This window comes from Microbacterium sp. NPDC003461 (genome assembly GCF_053588335.1).
The window spans coordinates 134,142-159,197 of record NZ_JBSFPT010000002.1; the positions used below are offsets into that span (position 1 = coordinate 134,142).

At 73.8% G+C, this 25,056-nt stretch carries 24 protein-coding genes and 1 pseudogene; 3 read left to right on the forward strand and 22 right to left on the reverse strand.

Going from position 1 to position 25,056, the window contains the following annotated elements; translation table 11 throughout:
- Window positions 1–27 precede the first annotated feature (27 nt).
- The 4 genes from putP to mnmA form a co-directional block, all read right to left on the reverse strand.
- On the reverse strand, window positions 28–1,569 hold the full coding sequence (gene putP / locus ACWDR7_RS01955; protein ID WP_449853252.1) for a sodium/proline symporter PutP: 1,542 nt from the start codon (window positions 1,567–1,569) through the stop codon (window positions 28–30).
- Between the two features lie 173 nt (window positions 1,570–1,742).
- A complete protein-coding gene (locus tag ACWDR7_RS01960; protein ID WP_449853253.1) occupies window positions 1,743–2,732 on the reverse strand; it encodes an aldo/keto reductase in 990 nt (329 codons plus the stop codon).
- Window positions 2,733–2,769: 37 nt separating this feature from the next.
- Window positions 2,770–5,139, reverse strand: a complete 2,370-nt coding sequence (ligA, locus tag ACWDR7_RS01965; protein ID WP_449853254.1) for an NAD-dependent DNA ligase LigA — start codon at window positions 5,137–5,139, stop codon at window positions 2,770–2,772.
- A gap of 62 nt (window positions 5,140–5,201) precedes the next feature.
- Window positions 5,202–6,305 carry a tRNA 2-thiouridine(34) synthase MnmA gene (gene mnmA, locus ACWDR7_RS01970; RefSeq protein ID WP_449853255.1) on the reverse strand — a complete coding sequence of 368 codons (1,104 nt, stop codon included), beginning with the start codon at window positions 6,303–6,305 and terminating at the stop codon, window positions 5,202–5,204.
- A 71-nt stretch (window positions 6,306–6,376) separates the two neighbouring features.
- On the opposite strand from mnmA, the gene ACWDR7_RS01975 reads away from it, so the two are divergent.
- Entirely contained in the window at window positions 6,377–6,985 is a 609-nt protein-coding gene (locus ACWDR7_RS01975; protein ID WP_449853256.1) for a DUF3558 family protein, read from the forward strand.
- Window positions 6,986–7,006: 21 nt separating this feature from the next.
- Here the strand turns inward: ACWDR7_RS01975 and ACWDR7_RS01980 are convergent, their stop codons facing one another.
- From ACWDR7_RS01980 to ACWDR7_RS01990, 3 genes are read right to left on the reverse strand one after another with little or no spacing between them, the layout of a single operon-like run.
- Entirely contained in the window at window positions 7,007–8,170 is a 1,164-nt protein-coding gene (locus tag ACWDR7_RS01980; RefSeq protein WP_449853257.1) for a cysteine desulfurase family protein, read from the reverse strand.
- Window positions 8,171–8,174: 4 nt separating this feature from the next.
- On the reverse strand, window positions 8,175–9,140 hold the full coding sequence (locus ACWDR7_RS01985; RefSeq protein ID WP_449853258.1) for a tetratricopeptide repeat protein: 966 nt from the start codon (window positions 9,138–9,140) through the stop codon (window positions 8,175–8,177).
- Window positions 9,141–9,171: 31 nt separating this feature from the next.
- Entirely contained in the window at window positions 9,172–10,986 is a 1,815-nt protein-coding gene (locus ACWDR7_RS01990) for a glycosyl transferase (RefSeq protein WP_449853259.1), read from the reverse strand.
- Window positions 10,987–11,177: 191 nt separating this feature from the next.
- On the opposite strand from ACWDR7_RS01990, the gene ACWDR7_RS01995 reads away from it, so the two are divergent.
- Window positions 11,178–12,227 carry an AI-2E family transporter gene (locus tag ACWDR7_RS01995; protein ID WP_449853260.1) on the forward strand — a complete coding sequence of 350 codons (1,050 nt, stop codon included), beginning with the start codon at window positions 11,178–11,180 and terminating at the stop codon, window positions 12,225–12,227.
- Between the two features lie 9 nt (window positions 12,228–12,236).
- On the opposite strand, the gene ACWDR7_RS02000 is transcribed toward ACWDR7_RS01995, so the two are convergent.
- From ACWDR7_RS02000 to rpsB, 9 genes and pseudogenes are all read right to left on the reverse strand, one after another.
- Window positions 12,237–12,980: an alpha/beta hydrolase gene (locus ACWDR7_RS02000; protein ID WP_449853261.1), complete on the reverse strand. Its 744-nt coding sequence runs from the start codon at window positions 12,978–12,980 to the stop codon at window positions 12,237–12,239.
- On the reverse strand, window positions 12,977–13,282 hold the full coding sequence (locus tag ACWDR7_RS02005) for a hypothetical protein (RefSeq protein ID WP_449853262.1): 306 nt from the start codon (window positions 13,280–13,282) through the stop codon (window positions 12,977–12,979). The genes ACWDR7_RS02000 and ACWDR7_RS02005 overlap by 4 nt, the downstream gene beginning before the upstream one ends.
- 3 nt (window positions 13,283–13,285) lie before the next feature.
- Window positions 13,286–13,651: pseudogene (locus tag ACWDR7_RS02010) on the reverse strand (aggregation-promoting factor C-terminal-like domain-containing protein); the annotation flags it as partial.
- Window positions 13,652–14,069: 418 nt separating this feature from the next.
- Window positions 14,070–14,891 carry a DivIVA domain-containing protein gene (locus ACWDR7_RS02015; RefSeq protein ID WP_449853263.1) on the reverse strand — a complete coding sequence of 274 codons (822 nt, stop codon included), beginning with the start codon at window positions 14,889–14,891 and terminating at the stop codon, window positions 14,070–14,072.
- Between the two features lie 57 nt (window positions 14,892–14,948).
- The gene (locus ACWDR7_RS02020; protein ID WP_449853264.1) at window positions 14,949–15,998 is read right to left on the reverse strand and encodes a phosphatidate cytidylyltransferase; all 1,050 of its coding nucleotides are present in this window, start codon (window positions 15,996–15,998) and stop codon (window positions 14,949–14,951) included.
- Window positions 15,999–16,007: 9 nt separating this feature from the next.
- The gene (gene frr / locus ACWDR7_RS02025) at window positions 16,008–16,562 is read right to left on the reverse strand and encodes a ribosome recycling factor (RefSeq protein ID WP_449853265.1); all 555 of its coding nucleotides are present in this window, start codon (window positions 16,560–16,562) and stop codon (window positions 16,008–16,010) included.
- A gap of 93 nt (window positions 16,563–16,655) precedes the next feature.
- Window positions 16,656–17,372: a UMP kinase gene (gene pyrH / locus ACWDR7_RS02030; protein ID WP_449853266.1), complete on the reverse strand. Its 717-nt coding sequence runs from the start codon at window positions 17,370–17,372 to the stop codon at window positions 16,656–16,658.
- A gap of 144 nt (window positions 17,373–17,516) precedes the next feature.
- Window positions 17,517–18,344 carry a translation elongation factor Ts gene (gene tsf / locus ACWDR7_RS02035; protein ID WP_449853267.1) on the reverse strand — a complete coding sequence of 276 codons (828 nt, stop codon included), beginning with the start codon at window positions 18,342–18,344 and terminating at the stop codon, window positions 17,517–17,519.
- 70 nt (window positions 18,345–18,414) lie between these two features.
- The gene (rpsB, locus tag ACWDR7_RS02040; RefSeq protein ID WP_449853268.1) at window positions 18,415–19,266 is read right to left on the reverse strand and encodes a 30S ribosomal protein S2; all 852 of its coding nucleotides are present in this window, start codon (window positions 19,264–19,266) and stop codon (window positions 18,415–18,417) included.
- Window positions 19,267–19,559: 293 nt separating this feature from the next.
- Between rpsB and ACWDR7_RS02045 the strand changes: the two genes are divergently transcribed.
- Complete coding sequence (locus tag ACWDR7_RS02045; protein ID WP_449853269.1) at window positions 19,560–20,150, forward strand: murein hydrolase activator EnvC family protein; 591 nt, start codon at window positions 19,560–19,562, stop codon at window positions 20,148–20,150.
- A gap of 33 nt (window positions 20,151–20,183) precedes the next feature.
- Here the strand turns inward: ACWDR7_RS02045 and ACWDR7_RS02050 are convergent, their stop codons facing one another.
- The 6 genes from ACWDR7_RS02050 to ACWDR7_RS02075 form a co-directional block, all read right to left on the reverse strand.
- A complete protein-coding gene (locus ACWDR7_RS02050) occupies window positions 20,184–21,086 on the reverse strand; it encodes a tyrosine recombinase XerC (RefSeq protein WP_449853270.1) in 903 nt (300 codons plus the stop codon).
- Window positions 21,087–21,155: 69 nt separating this feature from the next.
- Window positions 21,156–21,449 carry a hypothetical protein gene (locus tag ACWDR7_RS02055; RefSeq protein WP_449853271.1) on the reverse strand — a complete coding sequence of 98 codons (294 nt, stop codon included), beginning with the start codon at window positions 21,447–21,449 and terminating at the stop codon, window positions 21,156–21,158.
- The gene (locus ACWDR7_RS02060) at window positions 21,446–21,742 is read right to left on the reverse strand and encodes a hypothetical protein (protein ID WP_449853272.1); all 297 of its coding nucleotides are present in this window, start codon (window positions 21,740–21,742) and stop codon (window positions 21,446–21,448) included. Before ACWDR7_RS02060 ends, ACWDR7_RS02055 begins: the two co-directional genes overlap by 4 nt.
- 155 nt (window positions 21,743–21,897) lie before the next feature.
- Complete coding sequence (dprA, locus tag ACWDR7_RS02065) at window positions 21,898–23,085, reverse strand: DNA-processing protein DprA (RefSeq protein ID WP_449853273.1); 1,188 nt, start codon at window positions 23,083–23,085, stop codon at window positions 21,898–21,900.
- Entirely contained in the window at window positions 23,082–24,599 is a 1,518-nt protein-coding gene (locus ACWDR7_RS02070; protein ID WP_449853274.1) for a YifB family Mg chelatase-like AAA ATPase, read from the reverse strand. The genes dprA and ACWDR7_RS02070 overlap by 4 nt, the downstream gene beginning before the upstream one ends.
- Window positions 24,596–24,958 (reverse strand): YraN family protein, encoded by a 363-nt coding sequence (locus ACWDR7_RS02075; protein ID WP_449853275.1) that lies wholly within the window; start codon window positions 24,956–24,958, stop codon window positions 24,596–24,598. The genes ACWDR7_RS02070 and ACWDR7_RS02075 overlap by 4 nt, the downstream gene beginning before the upstream one ends.
- Window positions 24,959–25,056 lie beyond the last annotated feature (98 nt).

A 25,056-nucleotide genomic window follows, 5' to 3' on the forward strand; every position in this document is an offset into this window, starting at 1 on the left:
CGAGCATGGCGCCGCCGGGCCCGTACGTCAGGACTCGCGGCTCGGGCGCACGCCCTCGAGCACGATGGCGCCGGTGCGCGTGAACTCGTCCTGGATGTCGTCCTGGCCGGCCCCCTCCGCGCGGAAGGTGGCCAGGCTCACGACGATCGCCGCGAGCAGCGCGAGGACGAAGCCGGGCAGCAGCTCGTAGAGGTCCGAGACGGGCGCGGGCAGGTACTGCCACGTGAAGACGACCACCGAGCCCACGACCATTCCGGCCAGCGCACCCCAGGTCGTCAGCCGGCGCCAGAACAGCGACAGCAGGATGAGCGGACCGAACGCCGCGCCGAAGCCCGCCCACGCGAAGCCCACGAGCGCGAGGATCGAGCTGTTGGGATCGAGTGCCAGCACCATCGCCACGATCGAGACGACGAGCACACCGGCGCGCCCGAGCCAGAGGCCGCCCTGCGCGGAGGGCTTGCGGCGGAAGAAGGCCTGGGCGATGTCGTCGACGAGCGCCGAGGAGGAGACGATCAGCTGGCTGGAGATGGTCGACATGATGGCGGCGACGACGGCGGCCAGTACGAGACCCGCGATGAACGGGTGGAACAGCGTCTGCGCCATCACGAGCACGACCGTCTCGGCCGTGACGTCGTCGAGCACGACGCCCTGCTGGCGCAGGTACGCGATGCCGATGAAGCCGGCGAGCACCGTGCCCAGCAGCGAGACGACCATCCAGCCCATGCCGATGCGCCGGGCGACCTTCGCCTCCTTCGCGCTGCGCAGCGCCATGAAGCGCACGATGATGTGCGGCTGACCGAAGTAGCCGAGGCCCCAGGCGACGGCCGAGACGACGGCGAGCACGCTCGCGCCCGTCACCTCGCCGCCGAACCACGACGCCTGCTCCGCGGTGAGCTGCCCCGTCACCTCGTCGAGGCTGCCGACGGCGACGAACGCGAGGATCGGGACCGCGATGAGGGCGAGCATCATCATGATGCCCTGCACGAAGTCGGTGAACGAGGCACCGAGGAAGCCGCCGAACAGCGAGTACAGCACGGTGATGCCGCCCACGAGGAGCATGCCGATGAGGTAGACGTTCGCGTCCTCGCCGAACAGGGCGCCGAACGAGCTCGCGAAGAACTTGCCGCCGGCGACCATGCCGCTGGACACGTACAGCGTGAAGAAGACGAGGATGACGATGCCGGCGACGATCCGCAGCACGCGCGAGCGGTCGTGCAGCCGGTTCTCGAAGAAGGTGGGGACGGTGAGCGCGTTGCCGGCCACCTCGGTGTACGCGCGCAGACGCGGCGCGACGAGCTTCCAGTTCAGGTAGGCGCCGACCGTGAGGCCGATGGCCATCCACGCCTCCATGAGGCCGGAGAGGTAGATCGCGCCGGGCAGGCCCATCATGAGCCAGCCGGACATGTCGGAGGCGCCGGCGCTGAGCGCGGCGACCGGTGCGGGCAGGTTGCGGCCCCCGAGGACGTAGTCCTCGTCGCTCTTGGTCTGTGTGAACCCGTAGAAGCCGATGGCGATCATGGCCGCGAAGTACACGGCGAGGGCGATGAGATAGACGACGGTGTCGGACATGACAGGAGATCCTCCCTGATCGGTGCAGCCGCCACGATACGGCCAGACGCTGACGGGGTCTCGGATCTCGGCTTGCTAGACACGCGCGCGTCGCGCGCACGCGTAGGGAGAAGGAGCGGTCGAGGCAAGCCGGCCGCCCCGGCGCCGCGCCCGCCGGGGCGGCCGCGCCGGCCTCACCAGCGGTCGTGCACGAGCGGGCGGATCGCCTCGTCGTAGAGGTCGCGCACGCCGTCGAGGAACTCCTGCGGCAGCGGGCCGACCTCACCGGCGGCGGCGTTCGCCCTCGCCTGCTCCGGGTTGCGGGCACCGGGGATGACGGTGGTCACCCCGGGCTGCTGCGCCACCCACGCCAGGGCGGCGGTGGCGGGCTCGAGGCCCGCGGCGCGCGCGAGCTCGGCGAAGCGGCCGGCCGCGTCGACGCCGACCTCGTAGTCGACGCCCGAGAACGTCTCTCCCACGTCGAACGCCTCGCCGCGCCGGTTGTAGGTGCGATGGTCGTTCTCCGCGAACGTCGTCTCGCGCGTGTACCGGCCGCTCAGCAGACCGCTCGCGAGCGGCACGCGCGCGATGATGCCCACGCCCGCGTCGACGGCGGCGGGCAGCACCTCGTCGAGCGGCTTGCGCCGGAAGGCGTTGAGGATGATCTGGACGCTCGCCACCGAGGGCCGCGCGATCGCGCGGCGCGCCTCGGCGACCGTCTCGACGCTCACGCCGTAGCTCGCGATCGCGCCGTCGGCGACGAGGGTGTCGAGGTCGTCGAAGACGCGATCGGTCTCGTACACGTCGCTCGTCGGGCAGTGCAGCTGCACGAGGTCGAGCGTGTCGACGCCGAGGTTGCGGCGGGACCGGTCCGTCCACGCGCGGAAGTTGTCGAGGGTGGCGTGTGCGAGGTCGGGCGCCTCCGCCCGCCGGATCATCTTCGTCGCGACGGTGACGCCCGCCCCGGGGTGCTCGCGCAGCCAGCGGCCGATGAGCTGCTCGCTGCGGCCGTCGCCGTAGACATCGGCGGTGTCGAAGAAGGTCACGCCGGCCTCGTGCGCGGCATCGAGCACGGCGAGGGCGTCGCTCTCGGCGACGTCACCCCAATCCGCGCCGAGCTGCCAGGTGCCGAGGCCGATGATCGAGACGTCGCGTCCGGTGCGTCCGAGGGTGCGCTGCTCCATGGCTCCAGCCTAGGGCCGGGTGGCCCTCGTCGACGTCTCAGTCGGCGTCGGTGTCGGCCGGCGCGCCCAGTGCGTCCGGCCCCTCCGTGACGAGGATATGGAACGCGGCCGCGTCGATGATCCGCACGCCGAGCGCCTCGGCCTTGGCCAGTTTCGAGCCCGCGCCGGGGCCCGCGGCGACGAAGTCGGTCTTCTTGCTCACGCTCGAGGCGGCCTTGCCGCCCGCGCGGATAATCGCCTCCTGCGCACCCTCGCGCGTGTAGCCCTCGAGCGAGCCCGTCGCGACGACCGTGATGCCGTCGAGGACGCCGCCGGCGCAGGCCGCGCCGGGGCCGGGATGCCCCGGCGTCGCGAACCGGACGCCCGCGGCGGTCCACCGCTCGACGATCTCGCGGTGCCAGTCGATCTCGAACCACTCCAGGAGCGAGTCGGCGATGATGGGGCCGACCCCCTCGACCGCCGCGAGCTCGTCGCGCGAGGCCGCGCGGATGGCGTCGAGCGACCCGAACCACCCCGCCAGCGCACGCGCCGCGACGGGCCCGACGTGGCGGATGTTGAGCGCCACGAGCAGGCGCCACAGGTCCTTCGTCTTCGCCTTCTCGAGCTCGTCGAGCAGCTTGAGCGCCTGCGCGGAGACGATGTGCGTCTCGTCGCCGTCGAACGGCCCGTCCGGATCGAACGGCGGGTCGGCGTCCTTGCCCGACGGCTTCCGCTTGCGCCGGAACGGACTGCGGGGCTTGGCTCGTCCGGAGGCGTCCTCGCGCGGCAGACCGGTCTCGGGGTCGCGCACGACGACGTCGATCGGGAACAGGTCCTCGAGCCGGAGGTCGAACAGCCCGGCCTCCGTGCGCAGCGGCGGATCGGCGGGCACGTCGGGCTGGGTGAGCGCGGCGGCGGTGACCTCCCCGAGCGCCTCGACGTCGAGCGCGCCGCGGGATCCGATGTGCTCGACGCGGCCGCGCACCTGCGCCGGGCAGTCCTTGCCGTTCGGGCAGCGGAGGTCGATGTCGCCCTCCTTCATCGGCCGCAGCGGCGTGCCGCACTCGGGGCACGCGCTCGGCATGACGAACGCCCGCTCGGATCCATCGCGCTTCTCGACGACGGGGCCGAGCACCTCGGGGATGACGTCGCCCGCCTTGCGCAGCACGACGGTGTCTCCGATGAGCACGCCCTTGGCCTTGACGACGTCCTGGTTGTGCAGCGTCGCCTGGCGCACGACCGAGCCGGCCACGTGCGCGGGCTCCATGACGGCGTACGGCGTGGCGCGGCCCGTTCGCCCCACCGAGACGACGATGTCGAGGAGGCGCGTGTGCACCTCCTCCGGCGGGTACTTGTAGGCGATCGCCCAGCGCGGGGCGCGGCTGGTCATGCCGAGCTCGTCGTGCAGCGCCAGCTCGTCCACCTTCACGACGATGCCGTCGAGCTCGTGCTCGACGGCGTGGCGGTTCTCCCCGAAGCGCTCGACGAACGCCACCACCTCGTCCACCCCGTGGCACACGCGCGCGTGCGGGCTGGTCGGCAGTCCCCACGCGGCGAGCAGCTCGTACACCTCGCTCTGGGCCGCCACGGGCGGATCGGGCCATGCGCCGATGCCATGCACGTACAGCCGCAGCGAGCCGACCCGCTCGAGCGCCGCCTCGAGCTCGAGGCCCTGCTTCTTCTCGATCTGCTGACGCAGGCCGCCGCTGGCGGCGTTGCGCGGGTTCGCGAAGGCCGGGAAGCGCCGCGCGGCCGCGGCGGTCGCCCGCGCCTCGTCGAACGCGCGCCCGCGCCCGCCGGCGCGCTCGCGCGCCTCGGCCACCGCGCGCTCCCGGAACTGTGCCTGCAGCGCGTTGAGCCGCTCGAAGGCGGCGACGGGGATGAACACCTCGCCGCGCACCTCGACGATCGCGGGATGCCCCTCCCCCGAGAGCCGCTCGGGGATGTCGGCCAGGCGGAGGGCGTTCTCCGTCACGATCTCGCCCACGCGGCCGTCGCCGCGCGTGGCGGCCGAGGTGAGCACGCCGTCCTCGTAGCGCAGCGAGATGGCCAGACCGTCGATCTTCAGCTCCGTCAGCCACGCCACCTCGCGGCCGGCCGCCGCCTGCGTCTTGGCGCACCAGTCGCGCAGCTCGTCGACGGAGAACACGTTGTCGAGGCTGAGCATGCGCTCGGCGTGCTCGATCGTCGCCAGCTCCGTGCCGTCCGCGGCGCCCACGGCCTGCGTCGGCGAGTCCTGGCCCTGCAGCTCGGGATAGCGGCGCTCGAGCGCCTCGAGCCGGCGCATCCACCCGTCGTAGGTCGCGTCGTCCACGAGCGAGGCGTCGCGCCCGTAGTACGCCTCCTTCGCCTCGAGGATCCGCTCCGTGAGCGCGCGTGCCTCGGCGCGCGCCTCGTCGAGGGTCAGCTGCTCGATCTCATCCGCCACACCCCGAGTCTAGATTCGGCCCGCGACATCCCCCGAGGGCTTGCGCCGCGCGGGCGCTCCGATCAGGCCTCGGCGGGGACGGCCGAGACGGTGCGGTCGATCGTGCACTGCCCCAGCACGCGCGTGCCGACGTAGACGACGGCCGTCTGCCCCGGCGCCACGCCGTGCAGCGGCTCGTCGGGGCGCACCACGAGCTCGCCGTCGCGCAGCACCGCCGTCGCGGGCACGGGATCGGCGTGCGCGCGCACCTGCACGTGGCACGCGAACTCCTCGTGCGGGTCCGCCGGCGCGGCCCCCGCCCACGACCATCGCGAGCCCGCCAGCTCGCCGATCGCGAGCGCCTCCTTCGGGCCGACGACGACGGTGTTCGAGACGGGCCTCACCTCGAGCACGAAGCGCGGCTTGCCGTCGGGCGCGGGCACGCCCAGGCGCAGGCCCTTGCGCTGGCCCACCGTGAAGGCGTGCGCGCCGTCGTGGCTGCCCACGACCGCCCCGCTGCGGTCGACGATCTCGCCCCGCGCCGTGCCGACCTTCTCGGCCAGCCAGCCGCGCGTGTCGCCGTCCGGGATGAAGCAGATGTCGTAGCTGTCGGGCTTGGACGCCACGGCCAGGCCCCTCGCCTCGGCCTCGGCCCGCACGAGCGCCTTCGACGGCGTCTCGCCCAGCGGGAACAGACAGTGCGCGAGCTGCTCGGCCGTGAGCACGCCCAGCACGTACGACTGGTCCTTCGCCTCCTCGCTGGAGCGGTGCAGCTCGAGCCCGCCCTCCCCCTCGCGCAGGATCGCGTAGTGCCCCGTGCACACGGCGTCGAAGCCCAGCTCGAGCGCGCGCTCCAGCAGCGCGGCGAACTTGATCCGCTCGTTGCAGCGCATGCACGGGTTCGGCGTGCGGCCGGCGCGGTACTCGCTCACGAAGTCCTCGATCACGTCGTCGCGGAAGCGCTCGGAGAAGTCCCACACGTAGAACGGGATGCCGAGCCGGTCGGCGACGCGCCGGGCGTCCATGGCGTCCTCGATCGTGCAGCAGCCGCGGCTGCCGGTGCGCAGCGTGCCGCCCGCGCGCGAGAGCGCGAGGTGCACGCCGACCACCTCGTGGCCGGCCTCGACGGCGCGCGCGGCGGCGACGGCGGAGTCCACCCCGCCGCTCATGGCCGCCAGCACGCGCATGCATCCAGCCTACGCGCGCCGGCTGGACGGAGGCCCCGTCGGCGACCCGCCGCATACCCTATGGTGGGCGCGTGACCCCTCCGCTCCGGCGTGCTGCCCTCGGCGCCGCCCTTGCCGCTCTCGCGGTCTCAGCCCTCGCCGGGTGCGGCGCCGATCGTCCCACGACCGATCCCGCACCGAGCGAGAGCGCGTCCTCCCCCTCGCCCCACACGACAGCGCCGACGACGCCCCCGTCCGCCTCTCCCACGCCGGATGCCGCACCTCCGGCGGAGATCCCGGACGACTGCCGCACGATCCTCAGCGACGAGGTGCTCGAGCAGCTCGGCGACACCCCGCTGAACGACCCGGGCACGGGGATCTCGTCGGGACCGCAGCCGGACGGCGGCCTCATCTGTCTGTGGCGCGACCCGCGCGCCGACACCACAGGGCTGTACACGACCATCACGCATATGACCGAGGGCGACGCCCGCGAGCTTCTCAGCGGCCTCTCCGCCGAGGGCTTCACGTGCTACGAGCCCGACGCGGGCACGCGGTGCGAGAAGACGTGGACCAGCGACGCGTACCCGGTCACGGACGGCCGCACGGTGTACTGGCGCGACGGCATCCTCATCGACACGGACTACTCGAACCTCGCCCCCGAGGGCTACACGAGCGCGATCGTCGAGAGCATCTGGGGCTGAGGCCGCTCCCCGCACACCGTCTCAGTGCACGAGGCGGCGGTACGCGCGCGGCAGGGCGTGCAGGAGGGCGTCGAGGTCGGCGGCGGTCGTCGTGCGGCCGAGCGTGATGCGCAGCACCTGGCGGGCCTCGGCCTCCGAGCGCCCCATCGCGAGCACGACGTGCGACGGCTCGGCCACGCCCGCCTGGCAGGCCGATCCGGTCGACACGGCGATGTCCTCCTGATCGAGCAGGAACAGCAGCGACTCCCCCGCCGCGCCCGGCAGCAGCAGCTGGATCGTGCCCGGCAGCCGCTCCACGGGGTCGCCCAGCAGCTCGGCCTCCGGCAGCGCCTCGCGCAGCCGGGCGAGGAATCCATCGCGCAGCGCCGCGAGCCGCGCGGCCTCGGCCTCGCGCTCGGCCGCGGCCAGCTCCGCGGCGGTGGCCAGGGCCGTCGCGCCCGCGACGTCCTGCGTGCCGGCGCGCAGGCCGCGCTGCTGGCCGCCGCCGTGCAGCATCGGCTCGAGCGCCACCGTGCGCGACACGACGAGCGCCCCGGTGCCCACCGGCGCGCCGAGCTTGTGCCCCGACACGCTGAGCGCCACGAGGCCCGCGCCCGCCGGCGCGTCGCCGCGCCAGCCCGCGAAGCTCACGGGCACGCGCCCGAAGGCCGCGACCGCGTCGATGTGCATCGGCACCCCGGCCGCCGCGGCCGCCGCCGCGAGCCCCGGCGCGTCGTTGATCGTGCCCGACTCGTTGCCCGCCGCGATCGCCGTCGCCAGCGCGATGCGCCCGGAGCCCGCCGCCGCCGCGAAGGAGTCCAGCGGGATGCGCCCCACGGCGTCGAGCGCGACGGGCACGACCCGCGCGCCCTCGTGCGACGCCAGCCACCCGGCCGTGTCGAGCACCGCGTGGTGCTCGCCGTCGGGCAGGACGATCCCGTCGGCGTCCGCGGCGCGGCGGCGCCACAGTCCCTGCAGCGCCAGCCCGATGGACTCCGTGCCGCCCGAGGTGAAGACGACCTCGATCGGCTCGGCCCCGAGCACGCCCGCGAGCCGCTCGCGGGCGTCCTCCAGCAGCCGGCGCGCGTCCTGCCCCGCGCCGTGGATGGACGAGGCGTTGCCGATCGTCTCGTGCGCGGCCAGCCACGCGTCGCGCACCTCGGGCCGCAGCGGCGTCGTGGCCGCGTGGTCGAGGTAGACCCTCATCCGCTCAGAACAGCAGGCTCGTGAGGCGCCCGCGGGCCCGCACGACGCGCGGGTCGGTCGTGCCCACCACGCCGAACAGCTCGACGAGGCGCTCCTGCACGGGCTTGCGCTGATCGGAGGGCAGCGCGGCGAAGAGGTCGAGCAGCCGCTCGAACGCGTCGTCGACGTGGCCTCCGGCCAGATCCAGATCGGCCACGGCCAGCTGCGCGTCGACGTCGTGCGGACCGTCGGCGGCGGCGGCGCGCACGGCCGCCGGATCCAGGTCCTGCACCCGCGCGAGCAGCCGCACCTGGCCGAGGCCCGCCTGCGCGTCCTCGTCGCGCGGGTTCTGCTTCAGCGCCTCCTCGTACGCCGCGATCGCCCGCGGGAAGTCGCCCGCCTCGATCGCCGCGTACGCCTCGGCGTGCAGCGGCGGCAGCTCCGGCTCCTGCGGCTGCGCCTGGTCATCCGACGCCTCGCCGTCCGCCACGGGCACCGTGCCGGTCACGCCGTTCTGCGCCGCCAGCTGCAGCAGCTGCGCGAACACCTGGCGCACCTGCTCCTCCGGCACCGCCCCGGTGAACAAGGGCACCGGCTGGCCGGCGACGAGCGCGACGACCAGCGGGATCGACTGGGCGCGGAACGCCTGCATCAGCTGCGGGTTGGCATCGACGTCGACCTTGGCCAGCACGAGCCGGCCGGCCAGCTCCCTGACGACCTTCTCGAGCACGGGGCTGAGCTGCTTGCACGGCCCGCACCACTCGGCCCACAGGTCCACGACGACGGGAACGGTGCGCGAGAGCTCGAGCGCCTCGCCGAACGTCGCGTCCGTGACGTCGAAGACGAGACGCGCGGTGCCGGCCGCGCCGTCTCCGGTCGGCGATGCCGCGGCCGACGATGCGCCCTCGGGCGGTCCGCCCGCCGGCCTGTTGCGCAGCGCGGACAGATCGACGGCGCCGCGCAGCGCGGCGTGGGGTGCGTAGTCGCTCATCGGCTCTCCTCGGGGTGGATCATCGGGTGGCTCATTCGACGGTGCCCGCCGTCACGCTGGATGCCCAGCCGAGCAGGCGGATCTTCTCGTCGGTGCCCTGCGCCGGCACGTAGAAGAACAGCGGGCTGCTGTCGGTGCGCTCGAAGCTGCCCGCGGTCTCGGTCTCGCCCGTGAGCGCCTCCAGCGCGGGGTCGCCGTGGCGCACGACGCCGAGCTCGTCGGTCGCCGTGACGCGCTCGGTGCGGTTCACGGCGACGGCGACGATCGCGCCGTTGTGCACCGTGGCCAGCGACACGGGCGGGGTGTCGGCCGCCGACTGGCCGAAGGAGATCTCGCCGGCGACGTCGGCCTGGTTGAACTCGGCGGCCGTCGCCTCGCGGACGCGGGCGACCTCGGGTCGGAACGTGTCGCCCTCCTCGGCGAAGAGCTCGGCGTACTCGCTGTTCTCGCCGTTGCCGATCACGTCGGCGTAGGCCGCCGCGACGTCCTCGGGTGCGATCGTGAGGAACGACGAGGCCGGCGGCACGAGGGCCGCGCCCTGGTAGGACGGCGCGAGGCTCGGGATCTCCGCGTTCGGCTCGAGGCTCGCGATGTACGACGCGCGGTAGTCCGACCACGGGTCCTGCTGGGTCATCGTGAGGATCGTGGGGGCGATCGACGGATCCTCGGCGTCCGACACGACGACCAGGGCAGTGCGCGGCCATTCGTCGAACGCCTGCGGCAGAAGGATCTGGATCGGCGACGCGGGGATCGCCGGCAGCGTGGCGTAGTCGCCGAACTGCGCGCGGATCTCGTAGTTCACGCGGCGCATCGTGAGCGCCATGCCCTCGAGCCGCTGCTCCGCCACGGCGACGTCGCCGGCCTCGTCGGCCGCGGCCACGGTCGCGGACATGTCCGCGAGGATCCGCGCCGCCTGCGCATCGGTGAGCGCGGGCGCCTGCTGGTTCTCCGGCGCCACGACCGTCGGCGTCGGCGTCGGCGTCGGCGCGGGCAGCGCGTCCGGCGTGCAGCCGGCCATGAGCGCGAGCGCGAGTCCCGTCGCGGGCACGGCGATGAGGCCGCGGCCCTTGCGTCCCCGCGAGCGGCGGGTGGGCGTCGCGGTGATGACGCCCTTCTCTTCGCCGCCCTCGATCCGGTCGGTGGAGAGGTCGATGGGCTCGGTCTTCGGCACCGGCAGCCCCTTGCGGCGCGGACCCCGCGAGCGACGGGAGTGCAGGATGCCCGAGACGTAGAGGAACAGGCCGAGCACCAGCAGGGCGGCGCCGCCGACGATCAGCCAGGGCGCCGCGGGGGTGCTGTTGTCGATCGGCCACGTCACCGAGATGTCGGCGGGCGCGGGTTCAGTGCCGTCGGACGCCACCAGCACGCTCATCTCGCCGCCCTCGGGGAAGGCGAAGCTTTGCTCGAGGGAACCCGTGCCCGCGAACTCCTCGAACCACAGGTCCGAGCCGGCCGGGTCGCGGGGCTCCGGCTCCTCGCCGTCCTCCGGCTCGATCGACGGCTCGACGGTGTCGACCGCGACGACGCCCGCCGCCTGGTCCCCCTCGGCGACCGACACGTGCGCGTACGTCTGGTCGGCCAGCCACGCCCGCATGTCGTGCTCGCGGCCGTACGCGGAGAAGACCTCGCCGTCGCCCGCGATGTCGAGCACGCCGGCCCTGCCCTCGAGCGACTCGGGCAGCGCCGTGAACACGTCGTCGTCGATGAGCACGTAGCGCGCCTCGTCGTCGATCTCGATCGCGACCGACCGCTCGGACGGCCCGAGCCAGACGGTGCGCTGGGCGATGCCCGCGCCGATCAGCCCCGCGGCGAGCACGAACGACACCACAGCCCAGACGAAACGCACGGCACCACTCCCTCGGCGATCCGCCCGACCGGCCCTCCGGCTGTGCCGTCGGACCGCGGATCGCACAGAACTCGACGTCCCAGACTAGCGAACGCGCCGCTGGGTGTCCCCCGGGAGCGCGCGGCCCGTCCTGCCGGGCCGCGGGTCCCCGTGACCCTATCCTGTGACGAGGGCACCCGAGAAGGAGACACATGAAGATCCACAACCCGTTCCGCGTGGCGCTCGTGGCGACCCTCGGCGTGGGACTGGGCGTGCTCCTGATCCAGAGCGTGCAGTCGCTGTCGACGATCCTGCTCTACGTCGGCACGGCGCTGTTCATCTCCCTCGGGCTCGATCCCCTCGTGTCGTGGCTCGAGCGGCGTCGGCTGCCGCGCTGGGCGGCGGTGCTCATCACCCTCATCCTCGTGCTGGGCCTGTTCGCGGGGATCGTGTGGATCATCCTGCCCACGCTCATCCAGCAGATCTCGCAGCTCGTGACGCAGATCACCCGGCTGGTGAACCGGGGCACGTGGCAGACCGACATCCGCGCGTCGCTCGACCAGATGTTCCCGGGCCTGGCGATCGACGACATCTTCGCGAACATCAACCAGTGGCTGCTCGACAACATCACGACCATCAGCGAGGGCGTCCTCGGGGCCACTGTGGGCGTGGTGAGCGGGCTCTTCGGCGCGTTCATCGTCATCATCCTGACGATCTACCTCACCGCCTCGACGCCCTCGCTCAAGAGCGCCGTCTACCAGCTCGTCCCCGCCTCGAAGCGGGAGTCGTTCATCGTCCTCGCCGACCAGATCACCGACTCCGTCGGCTACTACGTCATGGGCCAGGTGACGCTGGGCATCATCAACGGCGTGCTGAGCGCGATCTTCCTGTCGATCATCGACGCGCCGTTCCCCGCCGTGCTCGCCGTCGTCGCGTTCCTCGGCTCGCTGATCCCGCTCGTCGGCACCATCTCGGCCTCGACGATCATCGTGCTGACGTGCCTCGTCCCGGGGCTGGGATCGCCCACCACGGCGCTGATCGCCGCCATCTACTACCTCATCTACATGCAGATCGAGGCGTACGTCGTCTCGCCGCGCGTCATGAGCCGGGCCGTGTCGGTGCCCGGCGGCGTGGTCGTCGTCGCGGCCCTCGCCGGCGGCGCGCTGCTGGGCCTGCTCGGCGCGCTCATCGCGATCCCCGTGGCGGCGAGTGTGCTGATCATCTACCGCCAGGTCGTCATCCCGCGCATGAACGAGCGCTGACGCCTCGCCTCAGTCGGTGGGCCAGGTGGTCGGCAGCGGCAGCGCGCCCGGGTTCACGACGTTCACGATCTCGGTGAGCACGCGGTAGGTCTGCTTCTCGCCCACCCACAGGTGCTTGCCGTCCTCCACGTCGATGAGCCGGATGCCCGGCGCCACGGCGAAGCGCCGCGCGGCCTCCGCGGGCCGCAGGAAGTCGTCGTGCTCGGGGATGAGCGCCACGATCGGGCGCGGATCGCCGTTCCACGCGCGCAGGTCGTCGTCCGTCGCGCGGTGCAGCGGCGGCGAGAGCAGCACCATGCCGCGGATGTCGTGCTCCCTGCCGTACTTCAGCGCGAGCTCGGTGCCGAACGACCACCCGACGATCCACGGATCGGGCAGGCCGCGCTCCGCGACCAGCGCCATCGCCGCGGCGACGTCGAGGCGCTCGTCGACGCCCTCGGCGAAGGCCCCCTCGCTCGTGCCACGCGGCGAGGTCGTGCCGCGCGTGTTGAAGCGGAGCACCGCGAGATCGGCGAGGGCGGGCAGCCGCGCCGCCGCCTTGCGGATGATGTGCGAGTCCATGAAGCCGCCCGCGGTGGGCAGCGGGTGCAGCGTCACGAGCGTGGCGACGGGCTCGCGCCCGGCCGGCAGCGACAGCTCGCCGACGAGGGTCAGCCCGTCCGCGGTGCGCAGCTCGACGTCCTCGCGCCGCGCGGGCAGCAGCGTGGCCCCGCGGATCTCGGTGGGCTCGGCCCCGGTGCTCGCGTCGGTCATCCGTTGATCCTCCAGCAGTGGTTGTGCCAGTGCCGCCGCGCGGCGAGGTCGGCCTGGGGGCCGAGGATCCCGTCCTCGCGCCACACGACCACGTGGGGCGTGCCCACCTCGATCGTCTGGGCGCACCCGGGGCACGTGTACGTCTTCTCGGTGCGCGCGCCCGTGACCGGCTGAACCGTGTAGTCCCGGCCGCGTCGCGTCTCGGTGCGCTTCCAACCGGCGAGCAGGCGCTCGAACGAGGCGTCGCCCGACTCGTCACCGCCGCCGGGTCGACGCCCTCGCGGGCGATTCGACCGCGGCACGGCTCAATACCAGCCGACCGACTGCGAGTGGCCCCAGGCTCCGCACGGGGTGCCGTAGCGGCCCGCGATGTAGTCGAGGCCCCAGGCGATCTGCGTGGCGGGGTTGGTCTGCCAGTCGGCGCCGTGGCTGGCCATCTTGCTGCCGGGCAGCGACTGCGGGATGCCGTAGGCGCCGCTCGAGGCGTTGTACGCGTTCACGCGCCAGCCGGACTCCTTGTTCCACAGGGCGACGAGGCACGAGAACTGGTCGTCGCCCCAGCCGCGCGCCGCGACCATGCCGTACGCGACCGCCTGGGCGCTGCCGGGATCCGGCGCGGCGAAGGCGGGGATGACCGGGGCGGACGACGACGCGGGCTCCGCCGCGACCTCCGCCGGCTCGGGCGTGGGCGTCGGAGTGGGAGTCGGCGTGACGTAGATCTCGTACGCCGTGCTCGTGAGCGACGTCGCGACGGACAGATCGGCCGGCGCCGTGTAGATCTGGGCGTCGGCCACCGTCTCGGCGTAGGCCGAGGTGACGTCCTCCTGCCCCGGCTCCGCCATGGCGGCCACGGTGGGCGCGAGGTACGAGGCGAGGAATCCGACGGCGGCGGCTCCCGCGATCACGCTCGCGACGGCGCGCTTCGCCGACCAGGCCGTGGCGGGGCGCGACGGTCCGACGCCCGCGCGCGCGACGAGGGCTCGCGTCTCGCGCCGCGACAGCGTCTTTCGGGTGGGAGGTTCGGGTGTGGAAGTCACAGTGGGGCCTACTGTACCAGGGTCGTTACGGTTCCGTGATCTGATCCGCGTATCAGCGCACGGCGAGGATGACGTCGACCACGGCATCGAGCAGGGCGTCGACCTGCTCCTCGCGGTAGCCGCCGCGCGACATGCGGAAGGCTGCCGAGCGCACCTGCTCCGCCGTGAGAGGGTCGCCGTCCTGCAGGAACGCGCTGATCCGGTCGGCGACGATGTCGACCTCCTTGGGCGCGTAGCCGAACGAGAGCGGGCCGACGCGATCGAAGCGGCGGCCGGCGGGTCGGGCCAGCCGCTCGAGGATCACCTGCGCCTCGGCACGCGCGCGCTCGACCCAGGCCTCGGGTCCCTCCGCCGCGATCGCCGCCTGTCGCTCGCGTGCCGCGAACGCGTCCTCGATCCGCCCCAGCGCCGCATCGACCGCGGCGATCTGGTAGCCGCCGCGCACGAGCGGGAAGCCCGCCTGACGCACGGCGCGCGCGTCGACGGTGTCGTCGCCGCGCTCGAACGCCTCGCGCGCCCGCGCCATGAACGCCTCGACGGCGTCGCGGCGGTAGCCGCGCTCGCGACCGTGCATCACGGGGAAGGGCAGGTGCTTGCCGCCCCCGGCAGAGGGCGCCGCGTCGTCCGGCTCGGTCGAGACCGGCGCGACATCCGCTCGCGCGTCCCGCGGCTCCGGCGCGGCGGCCGCGGCGGGCGCCGCGACGCGGACCGTGGGTGCCGGCGCGCCGAGCGTCTCGTCGAAGGCCTCCGGGGGTGCGGGCGCGTCCGTGTCGCGCAGGCCCGGCTCGTCACCCATCACGTGGAGCAGCGCGGTCACGCCGCCGATGACGGGCTGCGCACCCGTCGTGTCGGCCGCCTCGGTCTCGTGCGTCACATCCGCCTCCGTGTCATCCCGTCCGTCCGCCGGCCCGTCGCTCCTGCGCATGCGGACTCACATCCCGCCCAGCGGCGAGAGCAGCGCGTGCAGCGCGTACGCCGCCGCGGCCGAGAGCAGGATGCTGTCGAGCCGGTCGAGCACGCCGCCGTGGCCCGGCAGCCACGAGCTCATGTCCTTGATGCCCAGGTCGCGCTTGAGCATCGACTCGCCCAGGTCGCCCACCGTGGCCGTGCCGAGGATGACGGCGCCGAAGACGAGCCCCGTCCACCACGGCATCCCCAGCATGAACTGCGCGAGCAGCGCACCGGCGGTCAGCGCGGCGAGGGCCGCGCCGGCGAAGCCCTCCCAGGTCTTCTTGGGGCTGATGCGCGGGGCCATCGGATGGCGTCCGAACGCGAGGCCGGCCGCGTAGGCGCCCGTGTCGGCGGCGATCACCGCGATGAGGAACGCCAGCACCCACCACTCGCCGTCCGGCTGGCGCAGCAGCGCCAGCGCGAGGCTCGCGAGCAGCGACACGTACACGGGAACGAGGCCCGATGCGAGGACGTCGCCCAGCACGTCGCCGTAGGTCCGGCCATCGCGCGCCGCCATCTGCCCGAGCAGCCGCCACACGACGATGAGGAACACCGCGGCGAACAGGGCCGTCCAGTGCAGCCAGTGCTCCGACGCGTACGCGGGAAGCAGGATGAGCGGGACCGCGATCAGCTGCGGTGCGACGTCGACGCGACGGCCGCCCGCCTGCATGGCGCGCACCAGCTCGAAGGTGCCGAGTCCGGCGCCCGCGACGGCGACGAGGACGAAGGTCCACTTCACGAACAGCAGCGAGGCGAGCACGAGCGCCCCGAGCACCAGGCCCGTGAGGATCGCAAGGAGCAGATCGCGGCCCGTGCGCGCCTTGATGCGCTCGTTCGTCGCCTCGAACTGCTCGCGCGCGTGCCCCAGCTGGTCGCGCGCGTACTCGAGGTGCGCCCGCGCATGCTCGTGCGGCTCGCGCCCCTCGGCGCGCCCCGCGACCACGGCCGGCGGCACCGCGTCGTCACGGCGCGACGCCGCCTCGCGGCGGGTGCGCGGCGTGACGGCGGCGTCGTCGGGAGAGTCGGTCATCTGCCGGCCTCAGACCTCGAGGAGCTCGGCCTCTTTGTGCTTCAGCGCCTCGTCGACCTGGTCGACGTGGGCCTTGGTCAGCGCGTCGAGCTCCTTCTCGGCGCGGGCGATGTCGTCCTCGCCGATCTCGTCCTTCAGCGCGTCGAGGTCGTCCTTGATCTGCCGGCGGATGCCGCGGATGCGCACCTTGGCGTCTTCGGCCTTCGCCTTGACGAGCTTGACGTACTCCTTGCGGCGCTCGGCGGTCAGTTCGGGCATCGTGATGCGCACGATGTTGCCGTCGTTGGTCGGGTTCGCCCCGAGGTTCGGCATGTCGCGGATCGCGTCCTCGATCGCCTTCAGCGCCGACTTGTCGTACGGCGTGACGATGAGCGTGCGCGCCTCGGGGTTCTGCAGCGAGGCCAGCTGCTGCAGCGGCGTGGGCGTGCCGTAGTAGTCGACCATCAGCCGCTGGAACAGCTGCGGATTGGCGCGTCCGGTGCGGACGGTGGCGAAGTCCTCCTTCGCGGCATCGACGGCGCGGTCCATGCGCTCGGTCGCCTCGGTCATGACATCCGCGATCACGGGTCACTCCATTCGTCGTGGGAACTGGGGTCGAGTCTAGTCGCGGGGCGCCCTCGCCCCCGCGAATGCGCCCTCGGCGCGGATCCGTGCGGATCAGGCGGTGACGATCGTGCCGATCTCCTCGCCGAGCAGCGCCTTGGTGACGTTGCCGGCCGGCTCCATGCCGAACACCCGCATGTCCATGCCGTTGTCCATGCACAGGCTGAACGCCGTGGAGTCGACCACCTTGAGTCCGCGCTGCAGCGCGTCGCCGTACGTGACGCGATCCAGTCGCGTGGCGGTGGGGTCGGTGCGCGGATCGGCGGTGTAGACGCCGTCCACGCCGTTCTTGGCCACGAGCACCTCGCTCGCGCGGATCTCGAGCGCACGCTGGGCGGCCACGGTGTCGGTGGAGAAGTACGGCAGACCGGCGCCCGCGCCGAAGATCACGACGCGGCCCTTCTCGAGGTGGCGCTCGGCGCGGCGCGGGATGTACGGCTCGGCGACCTGCGTCATCTCGATCGCCGACTGCACGCGCGTGGCGGCGCCGGCCTGCTCGAGGAAGTCCTGCAGGGCGAGCGCGTTCATGACCGTGCCGAGCATGCCCATGTAGTCGGCGCGCCCGCGGTCCATGCCGCGCTGGCTGAGCTCCGCGCCGCGGAAGAAGTTGCCACCGCCGACGACGATCGCGATCTCGACCGACTCGGTGGCGGCGGCGATCTCGCGCGCGATCTGGCTGACGACATCCGGGTTCACACCCAGCTGACCCCCGCCGAACGCCTCTCCCGACAGCTTCAGAAGGACGCGGCGGCGCCCGGTGCTCTCTCGCATGTTGTCTCTCCTGTACCGGCTGTCGCTGTGCCGTCTCTCACCGTATCGCGACGCGATCGGCTGACCCTGTGCCGAGCCCGTGAGCGGCGCCCCGGGCATGGGAAGGGGGCCCGGATCCCGCGGATCCGAGCCCCCTCGTGGTGCTTACGCGCCGACCTTGAAGCGGGCGAAGCCGGTGATCGTGATCCCGGCGTCCTTCGCGACCTGCTCGATCGACAGCTTGTTGTCCTTCGCGTACGGCTGGTCGAGCAGCACGACCTGCTTGAAGAACGCGTTCACGCGGCCCTCGACGATCTTCGGCAGGGCGGCCTCGGGCTTGCCCTCGTTGCGCGAGATCTCGGTGACGATGTCGCGCTCCTTGTCGACGACCTCGGCCGGGACCTCGTCGCGGGTCAGGTACGCCGGGTCGGCGAACGAGATGTGCTGCGCGATGCTGCGCGCCGTCTCGGCGTCGTCGCCCGAGTAGGCCACGACGACGCCGACCTGCGGCGGCAGGTCCTTGCTCGTCTTGTGCAGGTACACCTGGAACGCGTCGCCGCTGAGCGTGGCGACACGGCGCAGCTCTACCTTCTCGCCGATGATGGCGGCCTCGTCGGCGATCAGCTGGTCGACGGTCTGCTCGCCGGCCGACGCGGCCAGCGCCGCCTCGACGTTCTCGGCGGCCGCGGCGGCGACCGCGTCGGCCACCTTCTCGGCCAGCGCGATGAAGCGGTCGTTCTTCGCGACGAAGTCGGTCTCGCACGCGAGCTCGATGAGCGTCGCCTTGCCGTCCTGCTCGCGAGCGACCACGAGGCCCTCGCTGGTGGCGCGGTCGGCGCGCTTGGCGTTGCCCTTCGCACCCTTCAGGCGGAGGATCTCGATGGCCTTCTCGACGTTGCCGTCGGCCTCCTCGAGCGCCTTCTTGGTGTCGACCATGCCCGTGCCGAGCTGCTCGCGCAGGGCCTTGATGTCGGCGATGCTGAAGTTGGCCATGTGTCCTGGCTCTCCTTGGTTCGTTTCGGGTGATCCGCCGGCCCCGTGCGGGACCGGCGGATCGGGAGAATTACTCGGCGGGGGCTGCCTCGGTGGTCTCCGCCTCGGCCGGGGCCTCGGCGGCGGCGTCGGCAGGCGCCTCGGTGGCCGCGGCCGCGGGGGCCTCGGTCTCGCCCGAGAGGAGCTCCTGCTCCCACTCGGCGAGCGGCTCGGCGTCGCCCGCCTCGGGGTTGTGCTTCTGCTGCAGGCCCTCGGCCGCGGCGTCGGCGATGATGCGCGTCAGCAGCGACACCGAGCGGATCGCGTCGTCGTTGCCCGGGATCGGGAACTGCAGGTCGTCGGGGTCGACGTTCGTGTCGAGGATGCCGATCACCGGGATGCCCAGCTTCTTGGCCTCGTCGATCGCGAGGTGCTCGCGCTTGGCGTCGACGACCCACAGGGCCGACGGCGTCTTGGTGAGGTTGCGGATGCCGCCGAGCGACTTGTGCAGCTTGTCGAGCTCGCGCTTCTTGAGAAGGAGCTCCTTCTTCGTGAAGCCCGACTCGGCGGGGTTGTCGTAGTCGAGCTCCTCGAGCTCCTTCATGCGGGCGAGGCGCTTCGAGACGGTCTGGAAGTTGGTCAGCAGACCGCCGAGCCAGCGCTCGTTGACGTAGGGCTGGCCGACGCGGGTGGCCTGCTCGGCGAGCACCTCCTGCGCCTGCTTCTTCGTGCCGACGAAGAGCACGGTGCCGCCGCGGGCGACCGTCTCCTTGACGAAGTCGTACGCCTTGTCGATGTAGGCGAGCGACTGCTGAAGGTCGATGATGTGGATGCCCGAGCGCTCCGTGAGGATGAAGCGCTTGACCTTCGGGTTCCACCGGCGGGTCTGGTGTCCGAAGTGGACGCCGCTGTCGAGCAGCTGGCGAATGGTGACGACGGCCATGGCCGTTCTCCTTCTGTTGCGGTTGTTCTGCCGGACCGGTCGGCCGGCGAGCCTGGTGCCCGACGCGCTCCCGCCCTCTTCCGAGGGACCGTGGGGAGCGATGCGCCGCGATCGAGATCGCTGTGGACACGCGAAGTCACCCCGACTCAGCGAGGTGCCCTGCCAGCATACCAGCAGCGGGGCCGGCGCCGCGCGGCGTTCCGCCCCGTCCACAGGCGGCGAAACCGCGCGATTCGTCCACAATCCGGGCTCCCGCGCCCCGCGCCTCCCCGTCCCCGCGGATCGTGGGAACCATGTCCCGAATCGCCGCCGCACTCGTCCTCTCCGCCCTCCTCGTGCTCGTCTCGGCGACCCCCGCCGGGGCGATGCCGCCGGCCGCCCTCGACCGGGCCTCCACGGTCGCCGCGGCGCGCGGTCCGGAGCCGAGCACACCGGCCCGCATCGTCGTGTCCGCCGAGACGGGCGCCTCCGAGATCCCCACGCGCGAGCGCTGGGAGTGGCCCGTCGCCCCCGTGCGCATCGTCGCACCCTATGTCGCGCCCCCGCACGCCTACGGCCCCGGCCACCGCGGCATCGACCTCGCCGCCGGCGGCGAGGTGCGCGCGCCGGCCTCGGGAACCGTCGCCTTCGTGGGGGTGGTCGTCGACCGGCCGGTGATCACGATCGACCACGGCGACGGGCTCGTCACCACGCTCGAACCGGTCACCACGGACCTCTCCCCCGGCGACGCCGTGACGCGCGGGGACGTCGTGGGCACGGTGGCCACGGGCGGGCACGCTCCGGCGGGGTCGGTGCACTTCGGGGTGCGGCTGCAGGGGGCGTACGTCAATCCGCTGCTGCTGCTGGGCGGCGTGCCCCGGGCGGTGCTGCTGCCCTGCTGCTGAGGCGACGGCTCGGGCCCGCCCCCTGGCGGCGTCTCAGGCCCGCGGATGGGCGAGCGCGTAGGCGGCACGCAGCCGCTCGGACGAGACGTGCGTGTAGATCTGCGTCGTGCCGAGGCTCGCGTGACCGAGGATCTCCTGCACGGCCCGCAGGTCGGCGCCCCCGTCGAGCAGGTGCGTGGCCGCGGAGTGCCGCAGGGCGTGCGGCCCGACGGCCGAGGAGCCGACGGCCGGTCCGACGTGGCGGGTCACGACGTCGTAGACCGCGCGGGGGCCCACGCGGCGGCCGCGCGCCCCGAGGAACAGGGCGGGCGTCGCATCGTCCGCCCGTGCCGCGAGCACGGGCCGCCCGCGCGTGAGGTAGGCGGACAGGGCGCGGCCCGCCGGCGCGCCGAACGGGACGACGCGTTCCTTGGCCCCTTTGCCCAGCACGCGCACGGTCGCGCGTTCGCCGTCGAGATCGTCGACATCGAGGCCGCACAGCTCCGACACGCGGATGCCCGCCCCGTACAGCAGCTCGAGAGCCGCGTGATCGCGCAGGGCCAGGGGGTCGCCGTCGGCGGCGGCCGCGGCCGCGCGCTCGAGCACCTCACCGAGCGCGTCGGCCGCCGCGACCTGGGGCAGCGTGCGGCCGCGCTTGGGCGAGACGAGGCGCAGGCTGGGATCGACCTCCACGAGCCCCTCCTCGCGCGCCCACCCGAAGAACGCGCGCGCCGACGACGTGCGCCGCGCGAGCGTCGAGCGTGCGTCGCCGCGCCGGGTGGCAGCCCACTGCCACTCGCGCAGGTGCTCGAGGTCGATCTCGCCGATCTCGAGGTCGCCGAGCGTGGCGCGCAGGTCGCGCAGGTCGTTCCGGTATGCGCGCACGGTCGCGGGTGACAGGCGACGCACCCGCTCGAGGTGCGCCGCGAACGCCTCGACGGCCCGCTCCAGCTGCATGCCTCCAGCATGCCGCGCCCGTCCGACGTGCGCGGCGCGACCCGCGGCTCAGCCGCGCGAGCCGATCCGCTACTGGGGCGGGCCGAGCTCCTCGACGGCGTCGTCCGCGCGGTCGTCGGGCGCCAGCGGGTCCTCGTCGTCGGCTGCCGACTCGAGTGACGATTCGACCGCGTCCGGACGATCCGGCACGTCGCTCACGTCCGCGCCTCCGGACTCCGGCGCCGGGAAGCCGCCGGGGTCGGCCACCCCCTGCTCCGTCGCGATCCGGTTGTACTCCGCGGCGTCGCGCAGCGCCGCCTCGTCGGTCGTGGCTTCGCCGTCGCGCTCCTCGGGCAGGGGCTCGCCCATGGTGTCGTCGGTCACAGCTGGCCCTCCTCCTCGTCCGGGGCTTCGGGGCCCAGACCGTCGTCGTACAGGTCGTCGTCGCCGTACACGTCGCTCGGGCTGTCGGCCCCTCCGGGCATCGCGCCCTCGCCCACCTCATGGGCACCGGCAAGTCCCGCGTCGCCGCTCGGCGCGTCGGCGCCGAGCTGCCCGTCGCTGCCCGTCGGCCCTTCCGCGCCGCCCCGTGCCTCCTCGGGCCCCGGCGCACCCCGCGGGTCCAGAGACCGAGGTTTGAGGGTCTGTGGGTCGAAGGTCTGGCCGTCGTCGCTCATGCGCGTTCCTCCCCGTATCGGTCCACGGGCGCGGACCGCGCCCCGCGTCCCCACTTCACGACGCGGACCCCCGATCGGCAACGGGGTTGCACCGGGCGCGCGACCCGCGTAGAAGGACGCGCGCCGATCCGGCCGACCCCACGCGCACCCGGACCTCACCGCGCCGCCAAACGCCAGGCCGAGCCGTCGCGCTCGGCGCGACCCTCCAGCGCGAGCACGCCCAGCGCCGCCTCCACCTCGGCGACCGCGACGCCGCTGCCGAGCGCGACCTCGTCGGCCGTGCGCCAGGAGCGTGTGCCGAGGGCGTCGGCGACGCGCGTGACGGTCGGGTCCTCGCGCGCGCCGCCGGCGCCCCCTTCCGCGGCCGGGCCGACGCCCAGCAGCTCCTTGACGTCGGCCGCACCGGTGATGCAGACGGCGTCGAACTCCCGCAGCAGGCGATGGCACCCCGCCGAGGTCGCCGACACGATCGACCCCGGCACGGCTCCCAGCGGGCGGCCCAGGCTCGCGGCGTGCGACGCCGTGTTGAGCGATCCGCTGAACCAGCCGGCCTCGACCACGACGGTCGCCCCCGTCAGGCACGCGATGAGCCGGTTCCGCATGAGGAAGCGGAACTTCGTGGGCGGCGTGCCGGGCGCCACCTCGCTCACGACCGCGCCCGACTCGGCGATGCTGCCGAGCAGATGCGCGTGGCCCGCGGGGTACACGCGGTCCACGCCGCCCGCGAGCACCGCCACGGTGGCGCCCCGCTCGCGGAGGGCGGCACGGTGCGCGGCCCCGTCGATGCCGTACGCGGCACCCGAGACGACGGGGATGCCGTCGACGGCGAGGTCGCCGGCGAGCTCCGTCGCGACGTGCTCGCCGTACCCGCTCGCGGCGCGGGCGCCCACGATCGCCGCGGCGCGCTCGAGGCTCCTGAGCACCCCGGGATCGCCGCGCACCCACAGCGCCGCGGGCGCGTGGTCGCCGAGATCCGCCAGCTGCGTCGGCCACGCGTCGTCGTCCTCGGGGGTGAGCAGCGTGAGGCCGCGCTGCGCGGCCGTGCCGAGCGCCGCCGCGACGAGCCGCGCGCCCTCGGCCAGCCGCGGCCGCCAGCGCATCACCGCCGCGCGCCAGGCCTCGCTGTCGAAGCCGGAGGGCGGCCCCTCGGATCGGCCGATCGCGCACAGGGCGCGCACCGGCCCCAGCGCGGCGACGAGCCGACCGGCCGGTCCGTCGCCGGGCTCGGCGAGGACGGACCACGCCGCGCGCGCGATGCGCGTCCGGCGCGCGTCGTCGCCTGCGTGCGGCCACATCCGCTCGGCCGCCTCGCGCACGGAGCGCTCCTGCAGGATGCCGCTCATGACTCTCCCCCTCGTTTCAGGTACAGCGCGCGCCCCACGTCGGCCGCCGTGGGCACCTCCCGCTCGGCGAGATCGGCGATCGTCCACGCGACGCGCAGGATCCGGTCGTAGGCCCGCAGGGTGATGGCGCCGCGGCGCAGCGCGGCATCGAGCGATCCCCGCGCCGACGGCGGGATCGGCGGGCCGTCGCCGCGCAGCCACGCGCCCGGCACGTCGGCGTTGACGCGCCACGGCGTGCCGCGCAGCCGCTCCGCGGCGCGCTCGCGGGCCGCCACGACCCGCTCCCGCGCGGCGGCCGACGACACGTCTCCGCGCCCCGATGCGGCGGTGACCCGCGTGAGGTGCAGCTCGATGTCGATTCGGTCCAGCAGCGGTCCCGACAGCTTGCGCTGATAGGTGCGCACCACGCTCGGCGCGCACACGCACGTGCCGCCGCGCACCCCGAACTCGCCGCACGGGCAGGGGTTCGTCGCGAGCACCAGCTGGAAGCGGGCGGGATAGCTGGCCGTGAACCCCGCGCGGTGGATGTCGATCCGTCCGCGCTCCAGCGGCTGACGCAGCGCGTCGAGCAGCCCCGCGCGCGACTCGTTCGCCTCGTCGATGAACAGCACGCCCCGGCTCGCGCGCGAGATCGCCCCCGGTCGCGCCGTGCGCGATCCCCCGCCGACGAGTGCCGCGGGCGTGGCGCTGTGATGCGGAGCCTCGAACGGAGGCCGCCGGGACAGACCCTCGACCTCCTCCCCCGCCAGCGAGCGCAGCGCCGCCACCTCGAGGGCCGCCTCGTCGTCGAGCGGCGGCAGGATGCCGGGCAGGCGGCTGGCGAGCATCGTCTTGCCGGCGCCCGGCGGGCCGGTCATCAGCAGGTGATGGCCCCCGGCCGCCGCGACGATGAGCGACTCGACGGCCTCCCGCTGCCCCACCACCTCGCTGAGGTCCCCCGTCTCGTCGCGGCCCGCCGGCCGGCGGTCGGGGCGCACGGGCACGACGTCGGGCACCTCGATCTCGGCGCCGTGCCGGGCGGCCACTTCGGCGAGCGAGGCGGCGGCCACCACCTCGACGCCCGGCACCAGCTCCGCCTCGGCGCGGTTGGCGTGCGGCACGACCACGCGCTCGAAGCCGCGCGAGGCGGCCGCGCGGACGGCCGGCAGCACGCCGGGCACCGGGCGCAGCCGCCCGTCGAGCCCGAGCTCGCCCAGGTGCACCGTGCGGGCGATCGACGCCGCCTCCACGACGCCCTCGATCGCGAGCGCGGCGACCGCGACGCCCAGGTCGAAGGCCGAGCCGTGCTTCGGCAGCGCCGCCGGCGACAGGTTCACCGTGATGCGCTGGCGCGGCAGCGGCAGGGCGCTGTTCTCGCACGCGCTCACGACCCGTCGCGCCGCCTCGCCGAGCGTCTTGTCCGGCAGGCCGATGATCCGGAACTCCGGCGTGTGCGAGGTGACGTCGGCCTCGACCTCCACCAGCGCGCCGCGCAGGCCGTTCAGCGCGACCGCCCACGTGCGTGCGACGCTCACCACAGCCCCTCGGCGTGCTCGATCCGCGCCGCCGCGGGGTCGGGCCCGATCAGCGCGATGACGTCCACCCGCAGGCGGCGCCCCCGCGCGAGCGCCGGGTGCGCGCGGCGCCACGCGTAGGCGAGGCGCCACAGCCGCTGCAGCTTGCGCTCGTCCACGGCCTCGAAGGGGTGCCCGAACCGGGTGCCGGTGCGCGTCTTCACCTCCACCGCGACGACGCCGTCGTCGTGCAGCGCGACGATGTCGAGCTCGCCCTGGTCGCAGCGCCAGTTGCGGTCGAGGATCTCGTAGCCGCGCGCCCTCAGGTGCGCCGCCGCGCGCTCCTCACCCGCCCGTCCCAGTTCGTCCTTGCGTGCCATGCGCCCAGCGTCGTGGAGCGCAGGGGCCCGCCGGGGCGGAACGACGCAGGATGTGGATGGATCGGGCCGGTGCGGCCGGATCCGTCAGCTGTGAGCGA

Bases quoted from the DNA above. Each gene is read 5' to 3' on its own strand.
- ACWDR7_RS02045 (WP_449853269.1), top strand. From the start codon at position 19,560: ATGTCCCGAATCGCCGCCGCACTCGTCCTCTCCGCCCTCCTCGTGCTC.
- ACWDR7_RS02050 (WP_449853270.1), bottom strand. From the start codon at position 21,086: ATGCAGCTGGAGCGGGCCGTCGAGGCGTTCGCGGCGCACCTCGAGCGG.
- ACWDR7_RS01980 (WP_449853257.1), bottom strand. From the start codon at position 8,170: ATGAGGGTCTACCTCGACCACGCGGCCACGACGCCGCTGCGGCCCGAG.
- ACWDR7_RS02060 (WP_449853272.1), bottom strand. From the start codon at position 21,742: ATGAGCGACGACGGCCAGACCTTCGACCCACAGACCCTCAAACCTCGG.
- ACWDR7_RS01985 (WP_449853258.1), bottom strand. From the start codon at position 9,140: ATGAGCGACTACGCACCCCACGCCGCGCTGCGCGGCGCCGTCGATCTG.
- ACWDR7_RS01960 (WP_449853253.1), bottom strand. From the start codon at position 2,732: ATGGAGCAGCGCACCCTCGGACGCACCGGACGCGACGTCTCGATCATC.
- ACWDR7_RS02020 (WP_449853264.1), bottom strand. From the start codon at position 15,998: ATGACCGACTCTCCCGACGACGCCGCCGTCACGCCGCGCACCCGCCGC.
- putP (WP_449853252.1), bottom strand. From the start codon at position 1,569: ATGTCCGACACCGTCGTCTATCTCATCGCCCTCGCCGTGTACTTCGCG.
- ACWDR7_RS01995 (WP_449853260.1), top strand. From the start codon at position 11,178: ATGAAGATCCACAACCCGTTCCGCGTGGCGCTCGTGGCGACCCTCGGC.
- ACWDR7_RS02075 (WP_449853275.1), bottom strand. From the start codon at position 24,958: ATGGCACGCAAGGACGAACTGGGACGGGCGGGTGAGGAGCGCGCGGCG.
- tsf (WP_449853267.1), bottom strand. From the start codon at position 18,344: ATGGCCAACTTCAGCATCGCCGACATCAAGGCCCTGCGCGAGCAGCTC.
- mnmA (WP_449853255.1), bottom strand. From the start codon at position 6,305: ATGCGCGTGCTGGCGGCCATGAGCGGCGGGGTGGACTCCGCCGTCGCC.
- rpsB (WP_449853268.1), bottom strand. From the start codon at position 19,266: ATGGCCGTCGTCACCATTCGCCAGCTGCTCGACAGCGGCGTCCACTTC.
- ACWDR7_RS02000 (WP_449853261.1), bottom strand. From the start codon at position 12,980: ATGACCGACGCGAGCACCGGGGCCGAGCCCACCGAGATCCGCGGGGCC.
- pyrH (WP_449853266.1), bottom strand. From the start codon at position 17,372: ATGCGAGAGAGCACCGGGCGCCGCCGCGTCCTTCTGAAGCTGTCGGGA.
- dprA (WP_449853273.1), bottom strand. From the start codon at position 23,085: ATGAGCGGCATCCTGCAGGAGCGCTCCGTGCGCGAGGCGGCCGAGCGG.